This is a genomic window from Rathayibacter sp. AY2B9, assembly GCF_002931595.1.
GTDB lineage: Bacteria > Actinomycetota > Actinomycetes > Actinomycetales > Microbacteriaceae > Rathayibacter.
In genome coordinates this window covers 110,427-129,239 of record NZ_PSUB01000007.1, presented here as the reverse complement: position 1 = coordinate 129,239, position 18,813 = coordinate 110,427, and the positions used below count along the sequence as shown (strand labels likewise).

Genomic DNA, 18,813 nt, shown 5'->3' with positions numbered 1-18,813 from the left:
CGTCCGCGGTGAGCGGACGTGGATCCGCCCCGCGGCTCAGGAAATATACTAGGGGGCTGCCGCATCGCGGCCCCTTGCCCCACTCCTCCCGAACCGAACGCCATTTCTTGGCGGGAACGGACAGCACTGTGCTCAGCGTGCACGACCTCGAACTCCGAGTCGGCGCCCGACTCCTGATGGAGAACGTCTCCTTCCGGGTGGGCGACGGCGACAAGGTCGGCCTCGTCGGCCGCAACGGGGCGGGGAAGACGACGCTGACCAAGGTCCTCGCGGGCGACCTCATCGCCTCGAAGGGCACGGTCGACCGCGGCGGCGAGATCGGCTACCTCCCTCAGGACCCGCGCTCCGGCGACCCGGAGGAGCTCGCGCGCACCCGCATCCTCGACGCCCGCGGGCTGGGGCAGCTGGTGCTCGGCATGCAGGAGGCGACGGTCGCGATGTCGAGCAGCGACACCTCCGTGAGCGAGGCCGGCATGAAGAAGTACGGCAACCTCACGGACCGCTTCCTCTCCCTCGGCGGATACGCGGCTGAGGCGGAGGCCGCGTCGATCGCGAGCAACCTCAACCTCCCCGACCGGATCCTCGACCAGCCGCTCAAGACGCTCTCCGGTGGCCAGCGGCGCCGCATCGAGCTCGCGCGCATCCTCTTCTCCGACGCGAGCACGCTGATCCTCGACGAGCCGACGAACCACCTCGACGCCGACTCCGTCGTCTGGCTCCGCGAGTTCCTCAAGAACTACCGCGGCGGCTTCATCGTGATCAGCCACGACATCGAGCTGGTCGGCGAGACCGTGAACCGCGTCTTCTACCTCGACGCCAACCGCCAGGTCATCGACGTCTACAACATGAACTGGAAGAACTACCAGCGCCAGCGCGCCGCCGACGAGGAGCGCCGCAAGAAGGAGCGGGTCAACGTCGAGAAGAAGGCCGGCGCCCTCCAGCTGCAGGCCGCGAAGTTCGGCGCGAAGGCCTCGAAGGCCGCAGCGGCGCACCAGATGGTCGCGCGTGCCGAGCGCATGCTCAGCGGGCTCGAGGAGGTCCGCGCGGTCGACCGCGTCGCGAAGCTCCGGTTCCCGACCCCGTCCGCCTGCGGTCGCACCCCTCTGCAGGCTCAGAACCTGTCGAAGAGCTACGGCTCGCTCGAGATCTTCACCGCCGTCGACCTCGCGATCGACCGCGGCTCCAAGGTCGTCATCCTGGGGCTCAACGGAGCGGGCAAGACGACGCTCCTGCGCATCCTGGGCGGCGTGGACCAGCCCGACACCGGAGTGATCGAGGCCGGGCACGGCCTCCGGATCGGCTACTACGCGCAGGAGCACGAGACGATCGACGTCAAGCGCTCGGTGCTCGAGAACATGGTCTCCTCCAGCCCGAACCTCACCGAGACCGAGGCGCGCCGGGTCCTGGGCTCGTTCCTGTTCACCGGGGACGACTCGCACAAGCCGGCCGGGGTCCTCTCCGGCGGAGAGAAGACCCGTCTCGCCCTGGCGATGATCGTGGTCTCGGGCGCGAACGTGCTCCTGCTCGACGAGCCCACCAACAACCTCGACCCCGCGAGCCGCGAGGAGATCCTCGACGCGCTCGCGCACTACGAGGGCGCGGTCGTCCTGGTCAGCCACGACGAGGGAGCCGTCGAGGCGCTGAACCCCGAGCGCGTCCTGATCATGCCGGAGGGCACCGAGGACCACTGGGCGGCCGACTACCTCGACCTGATCACGCTCGCCTAGCGGGCGTCGAGCAGCTCGTCCTCGACCTCGGAGTCGCTGCGGCCGCGGCGTCGGCGGCGCTCCTCGCGCCGCTCCTCGGCCGCGACGACCTCGGGGTCGTCGGCGTTGCGGATGCGGTACTCGTGGCGGATCGCCCAGCCGAGCCCGCCGAAGCCCATGACGGCGAACAGCACCCACTGGACGGCGTAGCTGATGTGCAGGCCCTCGTCGGCGACCGGCTTGATCGCGGCCAGCGGGGGAGCGTCGACCGGCGCCGGCGCCTCGGCGACCAGCAGGCCGTACGCCGAGGTCCGCAGGGGCTCGTCCAGCTGCGTCGACAGGTCATCGAGCTGGATCGTGGCGATCTGGCCGGCCGGTGCGGAGCGTCCGTCGATCCGTCCCTCCGCGGGCTTCAGGCGGGCGACGACGGTCACCTCCCCCTCGGGCGGCGCGGGGATCGCGTCGGGGGAGTCCTGGGTCGAGCCGACGGGGACCCAGCCGCGGTCGACGACGAACACGCTGCCGTCGTCGAGCCGCAGCGGCGTCAGGATCTCGAAGCCGGGGTTGCCGTTGTAGGGCCGGTTGCGGACGAGGGTCTGCCCCTGCGTCTCGTAGACGCCGGTGACCTCGACCGGGCGGTACTCGAGCGCGTCGTCCCACGTGGAGTCGGCGGGGAGCAGCCCGTCGAGCGCCACCGGGTCGGCGGTCCAGTTCGCGGTGACCAGCCGGTTGGTCGAGGCGGCCTGGTCGAGCCGCGCGACCTGCCAGCGCGAGAGCAGCACGCAGGCGACGGCGAAGACGATCGCGAGAGCGAGGTAGCCGAACCAGCGTCGCGAGAAGACGAAGCGCCAGGAGGGACGGGGCGCGTCGCCGCTCATCGTTCCGCTCCGCGATCGACCGTGTAGAGCGGCTTCACCTCGAGCGGGAAGTCGCGGGCGAGGAGGAACTCGCGCAGGAACTCCAGGTGCTCGCCGCAGGCCAGCCAGGTCTTCCGACGGTCCTCCGCGTGGATCCTCGGGTTCCGCCACGCGATCGCGAACGTCGCCGTCCGCGGGCAGCCCGCTCGGGAGCAGGTGTGCGCGTCGGGGACCCGGCCGAGCGGGATCACGGCCGATCTCCCCGCGGGTCGCCGCCCTCGGGGCCGGTGGGCGCCTCGGAATCGGAGGCGGGGGCGGGGGGCGGCGGGACCGGCCGGGAGAGGACGATCGCACCCGGCCGCTCGACGTTGCCGCGCTCGCCCGCACTGCCGACGTTGGCCAGCACGACGGCGAAGTAGGGCAGGACCACGGCGCCGATGGCGAAGAACAGCAGCCACCAGCCGTGGGCGAAGAGCAGGCAGATGACGCAGAGCATCCTGATGCCCATGGCGATCGAGTACTTGATCGCGCGGGAGCGCCGCTCGGCGCTCGGCGACGGCGGTAGGGAGGTGAGTGTCTCGCGTGGTTTCACAGCCCTGCAAGCCTACGTCGCGGCGGGCGGGTGCAGGCCGGGAGGGCCTCATCCCGGAATCTGTTGCGCGACGCGCCTCTAGGATGTACGGGTCGCCCGGCGCCGCACGAGCGCCGGCAGGAGGGACACCATGACCACGCCGCGCACCGTCCTCGTCACCGGGGGCAACCGGGGGATCGGCTTCGCCATCGCCCAGGAGTTCGTGGCCGCCGGTCACCGGGTCGCCGTGACCGCGCGCTCGGGCTCCGGTCCGGAGGGCTCCCTCACCGTCGTCGCGGACGTGACCGACGCCGCCTCCATCGACGCCGCGTTCACGCAGGTCGAGGCCGAGCTGGGCCCGGTCGAGATCCTGGTGGCGAACGCGGGCATCACCCGCGACACCCTGCTGCTGCGCATGACGGAGGAGGACTTCACGTCCGTCGTCGACACGAACCTCACCGGGGCGTTCCGCGTCGTCAAGCGCGCATCGAAGGGGATGCTCAAGCAGCGCTTCGGCCGCGTCGTCCTCATCTCCAGCGTGGTCGGCCTCTACGGGTCGCCGGGCCAGATCAACTACTCCTCGTCGAAGGCCGCCCTCGTGGGCTTCGCCCGCTCGCTGACCCGCGAGCTCGGCGCCCGCAACATCACCGCCAATGTCGTCGCTCCCGGCTTCATCGAGACCGACATGACCGCGGAGCTCTCGCCGGAGCAGCAGGCGGAGTACCGGAAGAGCATCCCGCTCGCCCGCTACGGCACCGCTGCCGAGGTCGCGAAGGTCACGCGCTGGCTGGCCGGCGACGAGGCGGCGTACATCTCGGGTGCCGTGATCCCGGTCGACGGCGGCCTCGGGATGGGCCACTGACCGATAAGCCCTGGGCTTATATCCGGCGGATATAAGCTCTAGGCTTATGCGATGACCTCCTCTGATGTCGTCGCCGTGCTCCTGGACCTGGTGACCTCCCGCTCCCTCGTCGACCGGGCGGGTGCTCAGCGCGAGATCGAGCGGGGCTTCGCCGAGGTGGAGGCCGCGGTCCCGGCGATCCAGCCCCTGCACCCGACGGTCGGCGACGAGTTCCAGGCGATCTACCCCTCCGTCCACGCCGCGCTCCGGGCGACGCTGCAGGCGCGCCTCTCGCTCCCGGCCGGCGTCGACTGCCGCGCGGGCATCGGCCTGGGCGAGGTGCGGGTGGTCGGGTCGGGGATCGCCGGGGACCTCGAGGACGGGTCCGGCTGGTGGCGCGCGCGCGAGGCCATCGATCGCGCCCACGCGCTCGAGGACGGTGCCGTGCCCACGGCCCGCGGATGGTTCGTCGCCGGGGACGCCGACGGGGACTCCGGCGAGGCGGCCGTCAACGCCTACCTCCTCTCCCGCGACGCCCTGGTCGGAGCGCTCAGCGCGCGCGATCGCCGGCTCGTGCTGGGGAGCCTGCGCGGAGCGTCGCAGAAGGAGCTGGGCGAGCAGGAGTCGATCTCGCAGCCCGCCGTCTCGCAGGCGCTGCGGCGCGCGGGAGCGGGCGCCCTCCTCGCCGGCGCGCGCCTGCTGGAGGAGACGTGCTGACGGCGCTGCTGCTCGCCGTGATCGGCCTCGGCGACCTCTCGCGCACGCACCTCCGCCGCCGTGCGGCCCTCCTCGCGATCCCCGTGCTCGCCGCCGCAGCCGTGACCGCAGCGCTCCTCGTCGGAGCCCCGCCGCTCGGTGCGGCGATCGTCGTCGTCCTGGCCGGAGCCTGGCTGCTGACGACCACGACCGTCGAGAACGCGCGGCCGCCCGGGGGTCTGCGTCCGGCCGTCGCCCTCGTCGCGGCGGTCCTGGTGCTGACCGCTGTCGACCGCGCCGCCGGCGTCCCGACGGGGCCGCTCGCGCCGACAACCGTCGCGAACACGCTCCCTCCGATCGAGCAGCTCGCTCTGGCGGTCGGAGCCGGGCTCTTCCTGCTGGAGAGCGGCAACGTGATCGTGCGGGCGGCGCTGTTCCGCGAGCTCCCGCAGGCCGAGCCCGCGCCGCGTCCGCGCTGGAGCGAGCGGTTCGCGCGTCGGGAGCCGGCCGACGCCCGCCTGCCGGACCTCCAGGGCGGACGCACGATCGGACCGCTGGAGCGGCTGCTGATCGCCGGCCTCACGCTCGCCGGAGCCATCGGCCTCGCCGGTGCCGTGCTCGCGGCCAAGGGGATCGTGCGCTTCCCCGAGATCTCCCGCGACGGCGGCAACGGGGAGAAGGCGGAGTACTTCCTGGTGGGCTCGCTCGTCAGCTGGGCGCTGGCGCTCGGCTGCGCCGGACTCGTCGCGATCGCGGGCCGCTGACGCCCCTGAGGGCGGGGGAGGCGGGCCTCAGCCGCGGAGGCCGAGGACGGGCAGCAGCTGCGACAGGTCGAGGCCGCCGACGACGAGGTCGGCGCGCTCGCGCACCAGGGGCTTGGCGTTGAAGGCGACCGCGAGGGAGGCGACCGCCATCATCTCCAGGTCGTTCGCACCATCGCCGACGGCGATCGTGCGCTGCGGCGGGACGCCCGAGACCGCCGCCCACTCGCGGAGCGCTTCCGCTTTGGCCGCGGCGTCGATGACTGCCCCGTCGACCGCTCCGGTCAGCAGGCCGCCCCCGCAGCAGAGGCGGTTGGCCCGGACGAAGTCGAGGCCGAGCGCACCGGCGACCGGGTCGAGGACCTCGTGGAACCCTCCGGACACCACTCCGATGCGGCCGCCGGCGGCGTGGACGCCGGCCACGAGCTCGGCGGCGCCGGGCGTGACGCGGACGCCCGAGCTCACACCGGGGAGCACCGACTCCGGGACCCCGGCGAGAGTGGCGACCCGCTCGCGGAGGCTCTCGCCGAAGTCGAGCTCGCCGCGCATCGCCCGCTCCGTGACGGCGGCGACGCGCTCCTCGGAGCCGGCGTGCACCGCGAGGAGCTCGATCACCTCGTCCTGGAGGAGGGTGGAGTCCGCGTCGAGGACGACGAGGAAGCGGGCAGGCGTCGCAGGACGCTCACTCATGGGCCGGTCCGATCGGTCGGGTGGGTGCGCCGGGGCGCAGAGCTCGACCCGCGGGGGTGCTACGGGTGGACGACGACGCCCTTGCCGACGACGGTGATGCCCGACTCGGTGACGGTGAACCCGCGCTCGCGATCGCGGTCGTGGTCCACGCCGACTCGAGCACCGGGCTCGACGACGACGTCCTTGTCGAGGATAGCGCGGACGACCAGCGCGTCCGGGCCGATGCGGACCTTGTCGAAGACCACCGAGTCGGTGACCGTCGCGTTCGACTCGATGACCGTCCAGGGCCCGACGACGCTGCGCTCGATGTGCGCGCCCGAGATCACGGTGCCGAGCGAGACGACCGAGTCGACCGTCGATCCCATGTTGCCCTTGCCGTCGCGGACGATCTTGGCCGGAGGGGAGTTCAGCTGCGACGAGAAGATCGGCCACTGCTGGTTGTAGAGGTTGAAGACCGGCAGCGCCGAGATGAGGTCCTGGTGGGCCTCGAAGAAGGAGTCGATGGTGCCGACGTCCCGCCAGTAGTAGCGGTCGCGGTCGGTCGAGCCGGGGACGTCGTTGAGCTTGAGGTCGTAGACGCCGGCCTCGCCGCGCGCGACGAAGTCGGGGATGATGTCGCCGCCCATGTCGTGGTCCGACGTGGAGGACTCGCCGTCGCGGATGACCGCGTCGATCAGGGCGTCCGCGTCGAAGACGTAGTTGCCCATGGAGGCGAGGACCTCGTGCGGGGAGTCGGCCAGGCCGACGGCGTCCTTGGGCTTCTCGAGGAACTCGGAGATCATCGTCGGGACGATGCCGTCGCCCGCCTCGTCACCGGCGAGCTGGATGACGCCGAACTGGTCCGCGAGCTCGATCGGCTGGCGGATGGCCGCGACGGTCGCCTTCGCACCGGACGTGATGTGCGCGTCGATCATCTGCGAGAAGTCCATGCGGTAGACGTGGTCGGCGCCGACCACGACGACGATGTCGGGCTTCTCGTCGCGGATCAGGTTGAGGCTCTGCAGGATCGCGTCGGCCGAGCCGCTGAACCAGCGCTTGCCCAGGCGCTGCTGCGCGGGGACCGAGGCGACGTAGGAGTTCAGGAGCCCGGAGAGGCGCCAGGTCTGCGAGACGTGGCGGTCGAGCGAGTGCGACTTGTACTGCGTCAGCACGACGATCTGAGTGAGACCGGAGTTGATCAGGTTGGACAGCGCGAAGTCGATCAGCCGGTACTGCCCGCCGAACGGCACCGCGGGCTTGGCCCGGTCCGCCGTGAGGGGCATGAGGCGCTTTCCCTCGCCGCCGGCGAGGACGATGCCGAAGATCTTCTTTGACTGCATGGCACCACAGTAGGGGCTCGGGCTTCCCCGTGGACCCCGGCTGTCGCCGGGGGAGCGCCCTGTACTACGGTTCGGGGGTGCGAGTCGATCTGCTGACCAAGGAATACCCGCCCGAGGTGTACGGGGGAGCCGGTGTCCACGTGGCCGAGCTCACCAAGGCGCTGCGCAGCGACCTGGAGGTCGTGGTGCGCTGCTTCGGCGCGCCGCGCGAGGAGGAGGGCACGTTCGCGTACTCCGTCCCCGCGGAGCTCGCCGAGGCGAACGGCGCGCTGCAGACCCTCGGGGTCGACCTGCAGATCGCGCAGGACGCGGCGGGGGCCGACCTGGTCCACTCCCACACCTGGTACGCCAACGCCGCGGGGCGTCTCGCCCAGCTCCTGCACGGCATCCCGCACGTGGTCTCGGCGCACAGCCTCGAGCCGCTGCGTCCGTGGAAGGCCGAGCAGCTCGGCGGCGGCTACCGCGTCTCGAGCTGGATCGAGCGGGAGGCGTACGAGAACGCCGACGCCGTGATCGCGGTGTCAGGCGGCATGCGCGAGGACATCCTCCGCTCCTACCCGGCCCTGGACCCGGCGAAGGTCCACGTGGTCTACAACGGCATCGACCTCGACGCCTGGCACCCGGTCGAGGACGAGGCCGTCCTCGCCGAGCTGGGCATCGACCCCTCGCGCCCCTCCGTGGTCTTCGTCGGCCGCATCACCCGGCAGAAGGGCCTGCCCTACCTGCTCCGCGCCGCCGCGACCCTGCCTCCCGAGGTGCAGCTCGTGCTCTGCGCGGGCGCCCCCGACACCCCCGAGATCATGGCCGAGGTCACCTCCCTCGTCCGCAGCCTCCAGGAGGAGCGCACCGGCGTCGTCTGGATTGACCGGCATCTGCCGCGCCACCAGCTCTCCGCGGTCCTGACGAACGCGACCACGTTCGTCTGCCCCTCGATCTACGAGCCCCTCGGCATCGTCAACCTCGAGGCGATGGCCTGCGGTGCGGCGGTCGTCGGGACGGCGACCGGCGGCATCCCGGAGGTCGTCGACGACGGCGTGACCGGCCGTCTCGTCCCGATCGAGCAGGTCACCGACGGCACCGGCACCCCCGTGGACCCGGAGCGCTACGTCGCCGACCTGGCCGCCGCCCTCGCCGAGGTCGTCGCCGACCCGGAGACGGCGAAGCGGATGGGCGCCGCGGGCCGCGAGCGCGCGCAGAGCCACTTCAGCTGGACGCAGATCGCGCGGGACACCCGGGCGATCTACGACTCGCTCGTCTGAGCCTCCCGGCCGCCTCCTTTAGAATGGCTCCCATGCCCAGCGTTGTCTCGTTCGTCGATGTGTCCTTCGTCCGGAACGGCAAGCGGATCCTCGACCACGTGTCGTGGGACGTGGCCGAGGACGAGCGCTGGGTGATCCTCGGCCCCAACGGGGCGGGCAAGACCTCGATCCTGCAGATCGCCGCCGCGCAGAACTACCCCTCGACCGGTGCCGCGCACCTGCTCGAGGAGACCCTCGGCCGGGTCGACGTGTTCGAGCTGCGCCCGCGCATCGGCTACGCCTCGACCGCGATGGCGCGCCGCCTCCCGGCCGGCGAGAGCGTGCTCGACGTCGTGATGACCGCCGCCTACGCCGTCACCGGCCGCTGGAACGAAGGCTACGACGCGATCGACGAGCGCCGCGCCCGCCGCGTGCTGTCCGAGTGGAAGCTCGAGCACCTCGCCGAGCGCACCTTCGGGACGCTCTCGGACGGCGAGCAGAAGCGCGTCCAGATCGCCCGCGCGATCATGACCGACCCCGAGCTGCTCCTGCTCGACGAGCCGGCCGCGAGCCTCGACCTCGGCGCCCGCGAGGAGCTCGTCCAGCTGCTGGGCGGCTTCGCGAAGGACCCGGCGTCGCCCGCGATCGTGATGGTGACCCACCACGTCGAGGAGATCCCCGACGGCTTCACCCACGCCCTGCTCCTCCGCGACGGAGCGGTGGTGGCGGCGGGCCCGCTGGCCGAGTCCCTGACCGAGGCGACGCTCGCCGAGACCTTCGGGCTCGACATCGCTCTCACCCGCGAGAACGGGCGCTTCTCGGCCCGCGCCCGCGGCTGACCCCGGCTCCGGGGTCCGGGCGCGGCGCGACTTCTGCGCGCGCTGCCGGTCTGGTATTCTCGGTAGCTGGTTCGGGCCCGTTCGCGGTGCGCCCGCCCTCATCCACCCGTTCCCGTCGACGACAGGTGCGGTTCAGGACCATCGACGACAGGACACGACCATGAAGACCGACATCCACCCCGAGTACTCCGCGATCGTCTTCCGCGACCTCGCGTCCGGTGAGACCTTCCTCACCCGCTCGACCGCGAAGAGCAGCAAGACGATCGAGCTCGACGGCGTGACCTACCCCGTCATCGACGTCGAGATCTCCTCCGCCTCGCACCCGTTCTACACGGGCAAGCAGCGCATCATGGACTCGGCCGGCCGCGTCGAGAAGTTCAACAGCCGCTACAAGAACTTCGGCAAGTAGCACTCCTCGAAGGGCCCTCGACCTCACGGTCGGGGGCCCTTCGTCGTTCCCGCGGGGCGGTCCTCAGTAGCGGTAGAAGCCCTCTCCGGTGGCCGTTCCGAGGCGGCCGCGATCGAGGTACTCCGTCTTCAGGTGGGCGGCGAACGCCTGGGAGGCCTCGTCCGGGGCCGCGGCGGCGATGTTGTAGGCGGTCCGCAGACCGACGACGTCGAAGATCTGGAAGGGTCCGAGAGGGGCGCCGGTGCCGATCCTCCAGGTCTTGTCGATGGTCTCGTGGTCGGCGTAGCCGCCCATGAGCAGACCCGACGCGGCGTTGAGGAGCGGCACCAGCAGCGAGTTCAGGACGTAGCCGGCCTTCTCCTTGTGCAGCCGGACGGGCTCGAGGCCGCTGGAGACGGCGAACTCCACGACGGCGTCGACCACGGCGGGGTCCGTGTCCGCCGTTCCCATGATCTCGGCCGTGTTCTGCGCCCAGACGTGGTTGGCGTAGTGCAGCGCGAGGAACCGGTCGGGCCGGCCCGTCGAGGCCTTCAGGTCGCTGGGGAGCAGCGTGGACGAGTTGGTCGCGAAGACCGTGCGCTCGGGAGCGAGCGCACCCAGGCGGCCGTACAGCTCCTGCTTCAGGCCCAGGTCCTCGGGGACGGCCTCGATCACGAGGTCGGCGTCGGCGACAGCCTCCGCGAGGTCGGAGGTGAGGCGGAGGGAGTCGAGCGCCTCCTGCGGTCCGCCGGCGACGCCGCCGGGCACCGACTCGTAGACGCCCGCGAGACCGCGGAGCCGCTCGCGCGCCGACTCGAGGACGTCGTCGGAGAGGTCGTAGACGGTGACGGCGAAGCCGTGGAAGGACGACTGGAAGGCGATCTGGGAGCCGAGCACTCCGCTGCCGAGGACGGTGACCGTGCGGATCGTGGGCATGACTTCTCCTTGCGAGAGGGGGGGAGGGGGAACACGTGCTCACCCGATCCCACAGCGCCGCGGTCCGCGGAGCGAGGGCTTGCGCCGACGGGCGGGCCGTGGCCGTCGGGGAGCCGGCGCGGTAGCGTCCCGGCATGGTGTCCTTCGCCGACAAGCCGATCCTGCCGTTCACGACTCCTGAAGAGTGGGACGCCTACCTCCGCGGCGAGCCCGACCCGGACGGAGTCCGGCTGAAGCTGCGGAAGAAGGCCGCCGTCGATCCGGGGATCACCTACGCCGAGGCGCTCGACATCGCGCTCTGCCACGGCTGGATCGACGGTCAGGCGGGAGCCTTCGACGAGCAGTTCAAGCTCCAGGCCTTCACCCCGCGGCGTCGCGCTAGCCCGTGGTCCAAGGTCAATCGCGATCACGTCGCACGGCTGCTGGCGGAGGGCCGGATGCTGCCGGGCGGGCTGGCCGAGGTCGAGCGGGCACGCGCCGACGGGCGCTGGGACGCGGCCTACCGGCAGCGCGATGCGGAGGTGCCGGACGACTTCCAGCGGGCGCTCGACGCGGATCCGCAGGCCCTGGCCTTCTTCGCGACCGTCGGCGGGCAGAAGCGCTTCGCGTTCCTCTTCCGCCTCTCGCAGCTGAAGCGGGCGGCGACGCGGGAGCGGCGGATCGCGGACTACGTGGCGCTCCTGCGCGAGGGGCGCACGCTGACTTGAGGGGTCAGTGGCGGACCGGCCAGCCCCCGTCGGCGACGAAGGACTCGTCGCGGACGCGGCGCATGTACTCCTGGAAGGACTCGGCCTGGGTGCGGCACCAGTCGACCTGGAGCGCGTGCAGGGCCTCCGCGCCGACTCCGAGCTCGTCGGCGAAGGCGCGGCCCAGCGCCTGGGCGACCCGACCCGCCGCGATCGCGTCCGCGCCCGCGTCGTGCGCCTCGGTGAGGGCGACGCCGTAGTGCTCGGCGGCGAGGGTCAGGGTGCGCTTGCCCTTGCGGTAGCGGTCCACCGCCTTGTCGATCACGAGCGGATCGACGACGGGGCTCGGGTCGAGCAGCACGGGCACGCCCCAGCGGCGCGCCTCGTGGGCGAGGAGCGAGAGGTCGTAGGGGGCGTTGTAGACGACGACCGGGATGCCGCGGGCGAGGAGCGAGCGCAGCGCCTCGGAGATCTCGGCCACGACCTCGCCGGCGGGGCGGCCGTGCGCGCGGGCGTGCTCGGTGCTGATCCCGTGGACGGCGGAGGCGCCGGCCGGGATCTCGACCCCGGGATCGGCGAGCCAGGTCGTGCCCTCGATCGGCTCGCCCGCCGCGTCGATCACGCCGACGTGCGCGGTGACGATGCGGCTCGTGCGGACGTCGATGCCGGTGGTCTCGAGGTCGAACACGGCCAGCAGATCGAACCACCGCGCCCCTTCGGAGGGGACGAGCTCCTGCTCGGCGTCGTCGAACAGCATCGGCTCGGTCTGCGTCTCGGTCGTTCCGGTGGTGCTCACGCCGACAGCCTAAAGGGGGCCTCCGACATCGGCCGGAGGCCCCTCGGCGTGCTGCCGGGTCAGCGGGCCTCGTGCGCCTTGGCGACGTGGAGCCAGAAGAAGCCCTGCGTGCCGAGTGTCATCGTCAGCGTGCCGTCGTCCGAGAATCCGGGGAAGCGGCCGCCGCCGAACAGGTCGCTGAGCGTCGACCCGGGGTTCTCCGGGTCCGTGATCGTGACCGAGACCGGGTTGTGGTTGAAGCTGAAGACGCAGAGCACCTCCTCGGGCTGGTCGCCCATCTCGGAGCCCGAGCCGGCGTAGTCCCGCACGAAGGCGAGCACCGACTCGTGGTCCGTCTCGAGGACGCGCATCGACCCCAGGCCGAACGCCGGGTGGCCGCGGCGCACGTGCAGGACGTTCCGCATCCAGTGCAGCAGGGAGCGGGACTGCGCCAGCTGCGCCTCCACGTTGACCTGGTTGTAGTGGTAGACGAGCGACTGGACGATCGGCTGCACGAGCTTGCCGGGGTCGGCGGCCGAGAAACCGGCGTTGCGGTCGGGCGTCCACTGCATCGGCGTGCGCGACGCGTCGCGGTCGTTGAGCCAGATGTTGTCGCCCATGCCGATCTCGTCGCCGTAGTACAGGAACGGGCTGCCGGCGAGGGAGAAGAGCAGGGCGTTGATCAGCTCGAGCTCGGCACGCGAGTTGTCAAGCAGCGGCGCGAGCCTGCGGCGGATGCCGATGTTCGAGCGCATCCGCGGGTCGTAGGCGTACCAGCCGTACATGGCCTGGCGGTACTCCTCGGACACCATCTCGAGCGTGAGCTCGTCGTGGTTGCGGAGGAACACGCCCCAGGCGGCGCCGCTGGGGATGTCGAACGTCTCGGAGAGCACCTTCTTCAGCTCGTTCGCCGTCTGCGCGCGGAGGGAGTAGAAGATGCGCGGCATGACCGGGAAGTCGAACGCCATGTGGCACTCGGGCTCCTCCTCCGTGCCGAAGAACGCGGCGACCTCCCGCGGCCACTGGTTCGCCTCGGCGATCAGGATGCGGCCGGGGTAGTCGCGGTCGACCATGGTGCGGAGGTTCTTGATGAACTCGTGGGTGGGCGGCTCGCCCTCTCCGTTGCCCTCGTCGGACTCGTAGAGGTAGGGGATCGCGTCGAGCCGGATGCCGTCGACGCCGAGGTCGAGCCAGAACTTGACCACGTCGTGGATCGCCTCGTGCACGGCGGGGTTCTCGAAGTTGAGGTCCGGCTGGTGCGAGAAGAAGCGGTGGAAGTAGAACTGGCGGCGCTCGGCGTCGAAGGCCCAGTTCGAGTCCTCGGTGTCGACGAAGATGATGCGGATGTCCGGCCACTTGTCGTCGGTGTCGTTCCAGACGTAGAAGTCGCCGTAGGGGCCCTCGGGGTCGGACCGGGACTGCTGGAACCACTCGTGCTGGTCGCTGGTGTGGTTGAGCGGGAAGTCCATCACGATGCGCATGTTGCGCTCGTGGGCCTTCCGGACGAGGTCGCGGAAGTCCTCCATCGTGCCGAACTCGGGGAGGATCGCCTTGAAGTCGGAGACGTCGTAGCCGCCGTCGCGCAGAGGCGACATGTAGAACGGCGGGAGCCAGAGGGCGTCGATCCCGAGCCACTGCAGGTAGTCGAGCTTGGAGGCGAGCCCGTTGATGTCGCCGGCGCCGTCGCCGTTGGAGTCGTAGTACGACCGGATCATCACCTCGTAGAACACCGCCCGGCGGTACCACTGGGGGTCGAGGGCGAGTCCGGGGAGTTGGATCGGCGACGTGAAGCTCACGGTGCTCCTTCTGCTGCTGCCTGAGCGGATGACCGTCTCGCGAGACGGGTGGGCGGTGCGCCGTGTTGCGAGCGCGTGATCATGCTCCCGGCTCGGATCGAGGCCACGCAAGGCGTTGCGGCCAGATCTTCGACGGGCTTTCCCTACGATAAGGAACGCGATGACCACTCCCTCCCCCTACGCCTCCGATCTCGGCCGTGTCCCCGTCCGCGAGGCCGCGGTGGACGTCGCCGGATCCCGCACCGCCTACTGGACCTACGGCGCTCCGGACGCCTCGACCGTCCTCGTGCTGGTGCACGGGTTCCGCGGCGAGCACCACGGCCTCGAGCCCGTCGTCGCCCGTCTGCTCGCCGGGGGAGCGGACGTGCGGGTCGTCGCTCCCGACCTGCCCGGCTTCGGCGCCTCGACCCCGATGACGCGCCTGCCGCACGACGTGGACGGCTACGCCTCCTGGCTCGGCTCCTTCCTCGACGCGCTGGGGCTCCGCGGCGAGGCGGCCGTCCTCGGCCACTCCTTCGGCTCGATCGTCGCGGCCGCGGCCGTCGCCGACGGGCTGCCCGCTCCGCTCCTGGTGCTGGTCAACCCGATCGGCGCGCCCGCCCTGCAGGGTCCCCGCGGCGTCCTGACCAGGCTCGCCGTCCTCTACTACCGGCTCGGCGCGCTCCTGCCGGGGCCCCTCGGACGCCGCCTGCTCAGCGACCCGCTGATCGTGCGGGTGATGAGCCTGGCGATGGTGAAGACGAAGGAGCCGGCGCTGCGACGCTTCGTGCACGACCAGCACGACCGCTACTTCAGCGCCTTCGCCTCCCGCGACACGGTCCTCGAGGCGTTCCGCGCCTCCGTCTCGCACGACGTCGGCGAGTACGCCTCCCGGATCGGCGTGCCGACGCAGCTGATCGCCGCGGCGCAGGACGACATCACTCCGCTCCCGGCGCAGTACCGCCTGCTCGAGAGGCTGCCGCACGCCCGCCTGCACGTCATCGACGGAGTCGGCCACCTGATCCACTACGAGACGCCGGACGAGGCCGCCGCCGTGCTGCGGACGGCCCTCGAGGAGGGGATCGACCGATGAGGATCGTCGTCGACTGCCGGTACACCCGGCTCGAGCGGCACGACGGGATCAGCCGCTACACCGCGGAGCTCGTCCGCGAGCTCGCGAAGCTGCACGACGTGACCATGCTGATCAGCGACCGCCGCCAGCTCGCGATGCTCCCGTCGCTCCCGTGGGAGCGCGTGACCGGGCCGACCAGCCCGTTCGAGCCGTTCGTCGCGCTGCTGGTGAACCGGCTGCGGCCCGACGTGGTCTTCTCGCCGATGCAGACCATGGGCTCGCTCGGCCGCCGCTACCGGCTCGTCCTGACCGTGCACGACCTCATCTACTACCGCCACCGCACTCCGCCGCGCGACCTGGCCGCTCCCGTGCGCGCGCTCTGGCGGCTCTACCACCTCGCCTGGTGGCCGCAGCGGAGGCTCCTCCAGCGCGCCGACGCGGTCGTCACCGTCTCGGAGACCACCCGCGACCTGATCCGCTCCCACCGCCTCACCACCCGGCCGGTGGTCGTCGTCCCGAACGCGGCGACCGAGCCCGACGAGGCGAGCGCCGCTCTGGCGGGATCGCTGCCCGACCGGTCGGCCGCGCGCTCGCTCGTCTACATGGGCTCGTTCATGCCCTACAAGAACGTCGAGACGCTCGCGCGCGCGATGCGGCTGCTGCCCGACTACGAGCTGCACCTGATGAGCCGGGCGAGCGACGAGACCGTCGAGACGCTCCGGGCCCTGGCGCCGACCGCGGAGCTGGTGTTCCACCAGGGGGCGCCGGACGCGGAGTACCGTGCGGTGCTCGCGCGGGCGACCGCTCTCGTGACGGCGAGCAGGGACGAGGGCTTCGGGATCCCGCTGGTCGAGGCGATGGCGCTCGGGACGCCGGTCGTGGTGAGCGACATCCCGATCTTCCGCGAGATCGCCCAGGACGCCGCCGTGTACGTCGACCCGTCGAGCGCGAAGGGCATCGCGGACGGCGTGCGGTCGCTCGAGGACGGCGCCGTGTGGCGGACGCACTCGGCCCGGGCGAGGGAGCGGGCCGCGGCCTTCTCCTGGCGCGACTCCGCCCGGGTGCTCTTCGGGCTCCTGCAGGACCTCGGCCGGCGCTGACGTGGTCCGGCGATCGGACCGCCTCCGGGAGGCGGGCCGTCAGGCTCCCGGGGCCGGGCTGAGCACGTCGTCGAGGTCGACGTCCGCCACGACCACGTCGCCGGAGTCGTCGACGCCGACGATGCGCAGGGCACCGTCGACGATCGCGAAGTCGTGCCGGGAGCCGTTGCCGACCGAGACGCCGTGCACGGGGAGGTCCTCGCTGCTGAGCGCGCGGATCAGGCTGCCGATGACCGCACCGTGCGTGGCGACGACGACGGACGCGTCGGGGAAGCGCTCGGCCACCTCGAGCAGCGCGGCGGTCGCCCGCTCGACGACCTCGGCGCGGGTCTCGCAGCCGGGGATCGGCGCGCGCTCGATGCCTCCGGGGAAGCGCTCGGCGAGCTCGGGACCGGTCATCCCCTCCGCCTCGCCGTAGGCGCGCTCGGCCAGGCCCGGCACCGCCAGCGGCTCGTCGAGTCCGAGACCGCGCGCGATGATCGCTCCGGTGTCGAAGGCGCGCTGCAGCGGACTGGCGACCACGGCGTCGAAGCGCCGGTCGGCGAGCAGCCGCGCCGCCGCCCGCGCCTGGGCGCGCCCGGTCGCGTTGAGCGGGATGTCGCTCCTGCCCTGGATGCGCCGGGCGGCGTTCCAGTCGGTCTGACCGTGGCGGACGAGGGTGAGCTGGGTCACAGGGGCCTCTCGGGAGGTCGGGTGCGGAGCGGGCGGGAGCTCAGAGGGCGGCGGTGCGGCGCGCGGGCAGGCGCTCGGCGAGCTCGCGGAGCACCTCGCTGGTGCCTCCGTCGATCTTGATGCTCGCGCGCGAGTCGCCCTTGGTGGTGCCGCGGTTGACGATCACGATCGGCATCCGGGCGCGCCGGGCGATCTCGAGGAAGCGGATGCCGGAGTTGACCACGAGCGACGAGCCGGCGACGAGCAGGGCGTCGGCGCCCGCGACGATGGCGCGCGCCTCCTCGAACCGCTCGGTCGGGATGAACTCGCCGAAGAAGACGATGTCCGGCTTCAGGATCCCGCCGCAGACCGTGCACTCGGGGACGGTCATCGCCGAGACGTCGTGGACCTCGGCGTCGCCGTCGGGGTTGAGGGAGGAGACGTCGGGGTCGTCGAGCCAGGGGTTGAGCGCCTCGATCCGCTCGGCCACCGCGTCGCGGGCGAAGTACTGGCCGCAGGTCATGCAGCGCACACGGTCCGCCGAGCCGTGCAGATCCACGACGCGGCGCGAGCCGGCCCGGACGTGCAGGCCGTCGACGTTCTGGGTGACGACGCCCGTGAGCAGGCCGCGCTCCTCGAGCCGGGCCAGGGCCCGGTGGCCGTCGTTGGGGAGCGTGCTGGTGAAGCGGCGCCAGCCGAGCTGGCTGCCGGCCCAGTACCGGCGGCGGTAGTCGGGATCGGCGACGAACTGGGAGTAGGTCATCGGGCTGCGCACCGGTGCCCCGGCTCCGCGGTAGTCGGGGATGCCCGAGTCGGTGCTCATGCCCGCGCCGGTGACGGCGGCGATGCGGCGCCCGCTGAGGAGTTCGACGGCCTGCTCGACCGCGAGCGCCTCGGGGCCCTCGGCGACCGGTGTCGGACTCGACTCCATCCGCGCCTCCTTCGAGGGCCGTTCGAGCGGCCCCCGACGAGTTTAGTCCGCGCCGTGCCCTAGATTGCCGGGATGCCGATCGTGCACATCACCGACCTCGACCACCCGCTCCTCGCCGACTACCACCGCCTCACCGACGTGGCGCTGCGGCGGGTGCTGGAGCCGGAGGGCGGTCTGTACATCGCCGAGTCCGCCAAGGTGATCGAGCGGGCGCTCGACGCCGGGCACCGTCCCCGCTCGGTCCTGGTGCAGGAGAAGCGGCTGCCGGACGCGGCCGGGGTGCTCGAGCGTCATCCCGAGGTGCCGGTCTTCGTGGCGCCGGATCCGCTGATCGAGGAGCTGACCGGGTTCCACCTCCACCGCGGAGCGCTCGCCTCGATGCACCGTCCGCCGCTGCGGCCGATGGCCGAGCTGCTGGAGGGCGCGCGCCTCGTCGTGATCCTGGAGGACCTGGTCGACCACACCAACGTCGGCGCCGTCTTCCGCGCCGCGGCCGGCATGGGCGCGGACGCGGTCCTCGTGACGCCGCGCTGCGCGGACCCCCTGTACCGGCGCAGCGTCCGGGTGAGCATGGGCACGGTCCTGCAGGTGCCGTGGACGCGCACCCCCGAGTGGGCACCGGCTCGCCGCGCTCTGGAGGAGGCCGGGTTCTCGGTCGCCGCGCTGGCGCTCGCTCCGGACGCGGTGCCGCTCGACGAGTACGCGGCGGCTCGCCCCGAGCGCGTCGCGATCGTCCTGGGCGCCGAGGGGGACGGGCTCAGCCGCGCGGCGCTGGACGCCTCGGACACCGTCGTCACCATCCCGATGCTGCACGGCGTCGACTCGCTCAACGTGGCCTCGGCGAGCGCCGTCGCACTGTGGGCGCTGACCCGCGGGCGCTGACCGCCCGGCTCGGGCGCTCGGCGGCCCCGCGGTGACCTGCTGCTGACGCTCCCGCCGCTGGATCGGGGTCGGTGCCGCGCGTCACCCGCCGCGTCCGAC

Annotated in this window: 21 protein-coding genes; 11 read left to right on the top strand and 10 right to left on the bottom strand. The window is 72.0% G+C overall.

Annotated elements, in window-relative coordinates:
• Positions 1-128 precede the first annotated feature (128 nt).
• Positions 129-1,727, top strand: coding sequence for an ABC-F family ATP-binding cassette domain-containing protein (locus C5C25_RS08765; protein ID WP_104221943.1), 1,599 nt, complete (start codon positions 129-131; stop codon positions 1,725-1,727).
• Here C5C25_RS08765 and C5C25_RS08760 read toward each other — a convergent pair.
• From C5C25_RS08760 to C5C25_RS08750, 3 genes are read right to left on the bottom strand one after another with little or no spacing between them, the layout of a single operon-like run.
• Positions 1,724-2,584: an SURF1 family protein gene (locus C5C25_RS08760; RefSeq protein ID WP_104250363.1), complete on the bottom strand. Its 861-nt coding sequence runs from the start codon at positions 2,582-2,584 to the stop codon at positions 1,724-1,726. The two genes, C5C25_RS08765 and C5C25_RS08760, sit on opposite strands and share 4 nt — an antisense overlap.
• Positions 2,581-2,814 (bottom strand): hypothetical protein, encoded by a 234-nt coding sequence (locus C5C25_RS08755; protein WP_104250362.1) that lies wholly within the window; start codon positions 2,812-2,814, stop codon positions 2,581-2,583. The genes C5C25_RS08760 and C5C25_RS08755 overlap by 4 nt, the downstream gene beginning before the upstream one ends.
• A complete protein-coding gene (locus tag C5C25_RS08750; protein ID WP_104250361.1) occupies positions 2,811-3,155 on the bottom strand; it encodes a DUF3099 domain-containing protein in 345 nt (114 codons plus the stop codon). The genes C5C25_RS08755 and C5C25_RS08750 overlap by 4 nt, the downstream gene beginning before the upstream one ends.
• A 130-nt stretch (positions 3,156-3,285) precedes the next feature.
• Here C5C25_RS08750 and C5C25_RS08745 point away from each other — a divergent pair, with 130 nt between their 5' ends.
• Genes C5C25_RS08745 through C5C25_RS08735 form a run of 3 tightly spaced genes read left to right on the top strand, consistent with a single transcriptional unit; the run spans position 3,286 to position 5,435 of the window.
• Positions 3,286-3,996 carry a beta-ketoacyl-ACP reductase gene (locus C5C25_RS08745; RefSeq protein ID WP_104225284.1) on the top strand — a complete coding sequence of 237 codons (711 nt, stop codon included), beginning with the start codon at positions 3,286-3,288 and terminating at the stop codon, positions 3,994-3,996.
• A gap of 51 nt (positions 3,997-4,047) precedes the next feature.
• Positions 4,048-4,692 (top strand): SatD family protein, encoded by a 645-nt coding sequence (locus tag C5C25_RS08740; protein WP_104221954.1) that lies wholly within the window; start codon positions 4,048-4,050, stop codon positions 4,690-4,692.
• Entirely contained in the window at positions 4,686-5,435 is a 750-nt protein-coding gene (locus C5C25_RS08735) for a hypothetical protein (protein ID WP_104250360.1), read from the top strand. Before C5C25_RS08740 ends, C5C25_RS08735 begins: the two co-directional genes overlap by 7 nt.
• A 27-nt stretch (positions 5,436-5,462) precedes the next feature.
• On the opposite strand, the gene serB is transcribed toward C5C25_RS08735, so the two are convergent.
• Together serB and C5C25_RS08725 are read right to left on the bottom strand one after the other, a co-directional pair.
• Entirely contained in the window at positions 5,463-6,122 is a 660-nt protein-coding gene (gene serB / locus C5C25_RS08730) for a phosphoserine phosphatase SerB (protein WP_104225283.1), read from the bottom strand.
• Between the two features lie 59 nt (positions 6,123-6,181).
• Complete coding sequence (locus C5C25_RS08725) at positions 6,182-7,441, bottom strand: glucose-1-phosphate adenylyltransferase (RefSeq protein WP_104221960.1); 1,260 nt, start codon at positions 7,439-7,441, stop codon at positions 6,182-6,184.
• A 77-nt stretch (positions 7,442-7,518) separates the two neighbouring features.
• Here C5C25_RS08725 and glgA point away from each other — a divergent pair, with 77 nt between their 5' ends.
• From glgA to C5C25_RS08710, 3 genes are all read left to right on the top strand, one after another.
• The gene (gene glgA, locus C5C25_RS08720) at positions 7,519-8,700 is read left to right on the top strand and encodes a glycogen synthase (protein WP_104225282.1); all 1,182 of its coding nucleotides are present in this window, start codon (positions 7,519-7,521) and stop codon (positions 8,698-8,700) included.
• A 32-nt stretch (positions 8,701-8,732) separates the two neighbouring features.
• Entirely contained in the window at positions 8,733-9,518 is a 786-nt protein-coding gene (locus C5C25_RS08715) for an ABC transporter ATP-binding protein (RefSeq protein ID WP_104221964.1), read from the top strand.
• A gap of 160 nt (positions 9,519-9,678) precedes the next feature.
• Positions 9,679-9,927 carry a type B 50S ribosomal protein L31 gene (locus tag C5C25_RS08710; protein ID WP_068253003.1) on the top strand — a complete coding sequence of 83 codons (249 nt, stop codon included), beginning with the start codon at positions 9,679-9,681 and terminating at the stop codon, positions 9,925-9,927.
• 63 nt (positions 9,928-9,990) lie between these two features.
• Here the strand turns inward: C5C25_RS08710 and C5C25_RS08705 are convergent, their stop codons facing one another.
• Complete coding sequence (locus tag C5C25_RS08705) at positions 9,991-10,842, bottom strand: 3-hydroxyacyl-CoA dehydrogenase (RefSeq protein WP_104250359.1); 852 nt, start codon at positions 10,840-10,842, stop codon at positions 9,991-9,993.
• Positions 10,843-10,976: 134 nt separating this feature from the next.
• Between C5C25_RS08705 and C5C25_RS08700 the strand changes: the two genes are divergently transcribed.
• Positions 10,977-11,549, top strand: a complete 573-nt coding sequence (locus tag C5C25_RS08700) for a YdeI family protein (protein WP_104250358.1) — start codon at positions 10,977-10,979, stop codon at positions 11,547-11,549.
• Positions 11,550-11,553: 4 nt separating this feature from the next.
• Here C5C25_RS08700 and C5C25_RS08695 read toward each other — a convergent pair whose 3' ends face one another.
• Positions 11,554-12,285 carry a 3'-5' exonuclease gene (locus C5C25_RS08695; RefSeq protein WP_104222136.1) on the bottom strand — a complete coding sequence of 244 codons (732 nt, stop codon included), beginning with the start codon at positions 12,283-12,285 and terminating at the stop codon, positions 11,554-11,556.
• Positions 12,286-12,383: 98 nt separating this feature from the next.
• A complete protein-coding gene (gene treS / locus C5C25_RS08690) occupies positions 12,384-14,099 on the bottom strand; it encodes a maltose alpha-D-glucosyltransferase (RefSeq protein WP_104221970.1) in 1,716 nt (571 codons plus the stop codon).
• Between the two features lie 160 nt (positions 14,100-14,259).
• Between treS and C5C25_RS08685 the strand changes: the two genes are divergently transcribed.
• On the top strand, positions 14,260-15,171 hold the full coding sequence (locus C5C25_RS08685; protein WP_104250357.1) for an alpha/beta fold hydrolase: 912 nt from the start codon (positions 14,260-14,262) through the stop codon (positions 15,169-15,171).
• Entirely contained in the window at positions 15,168-16,250 is a 1,083-nt protein-coding gene (locus tag C5C25_RS08680; protein WP_104250356.1) for a glycosyltransferase family 1 protein, read from the top strand. Before C5C25_RS08685 ends, C5C25_RS08680 begins: the two co-directional genes overlap by 4 nt.
• A 39-nt stretch (positions 16,251-16,289) precedes the next feature.
• Here the strand turns inward: C5C25_RS08680 and C5C25_RS08675 are convergent, their stop codons facing one another.
• Positions 16,290-16,922, bottom strand: a complete 633-nt coding sequence (locus C5C25_RS08675; RefSeq protein WP_104232621.1) for a histidine phosphatase family protein — start codon at positions 16,920-16,922, stop codon at positions 16,290-16,292.
• Between the two features lie 40 nt (positions 16,923-16,962).
• The gene (locus C5C25_RS08670) at positions 16,963-17,832 is read right to left on the bottom strand and encodes a Sir2 family NAD-dependent protein deacetylase (protein WP_104250355.1); all 870 of its coding nucleotides are present in this window, start codon (positions 17,830-17,832) and stop codon (positions 16,963-16,965) included.
• A gap of 72 nt (positions 17,833-17,904) precedes the next feature.
• On the opposite strand from C5C25_RS08670, the gene C5C25_RS08665 reads away from it, so the two are divergent.
• A complete protein-coding gene (locus C5C25_RS08665) occupies positions 17,905-18,714 on the top strand; it encodes an RNA methyltransferase (protein WP_104232619.1) in 810 nt (269 codons plus the stop codon).
• Positions 18,715-18,813 lie beyond the last annotated feature (99 nt).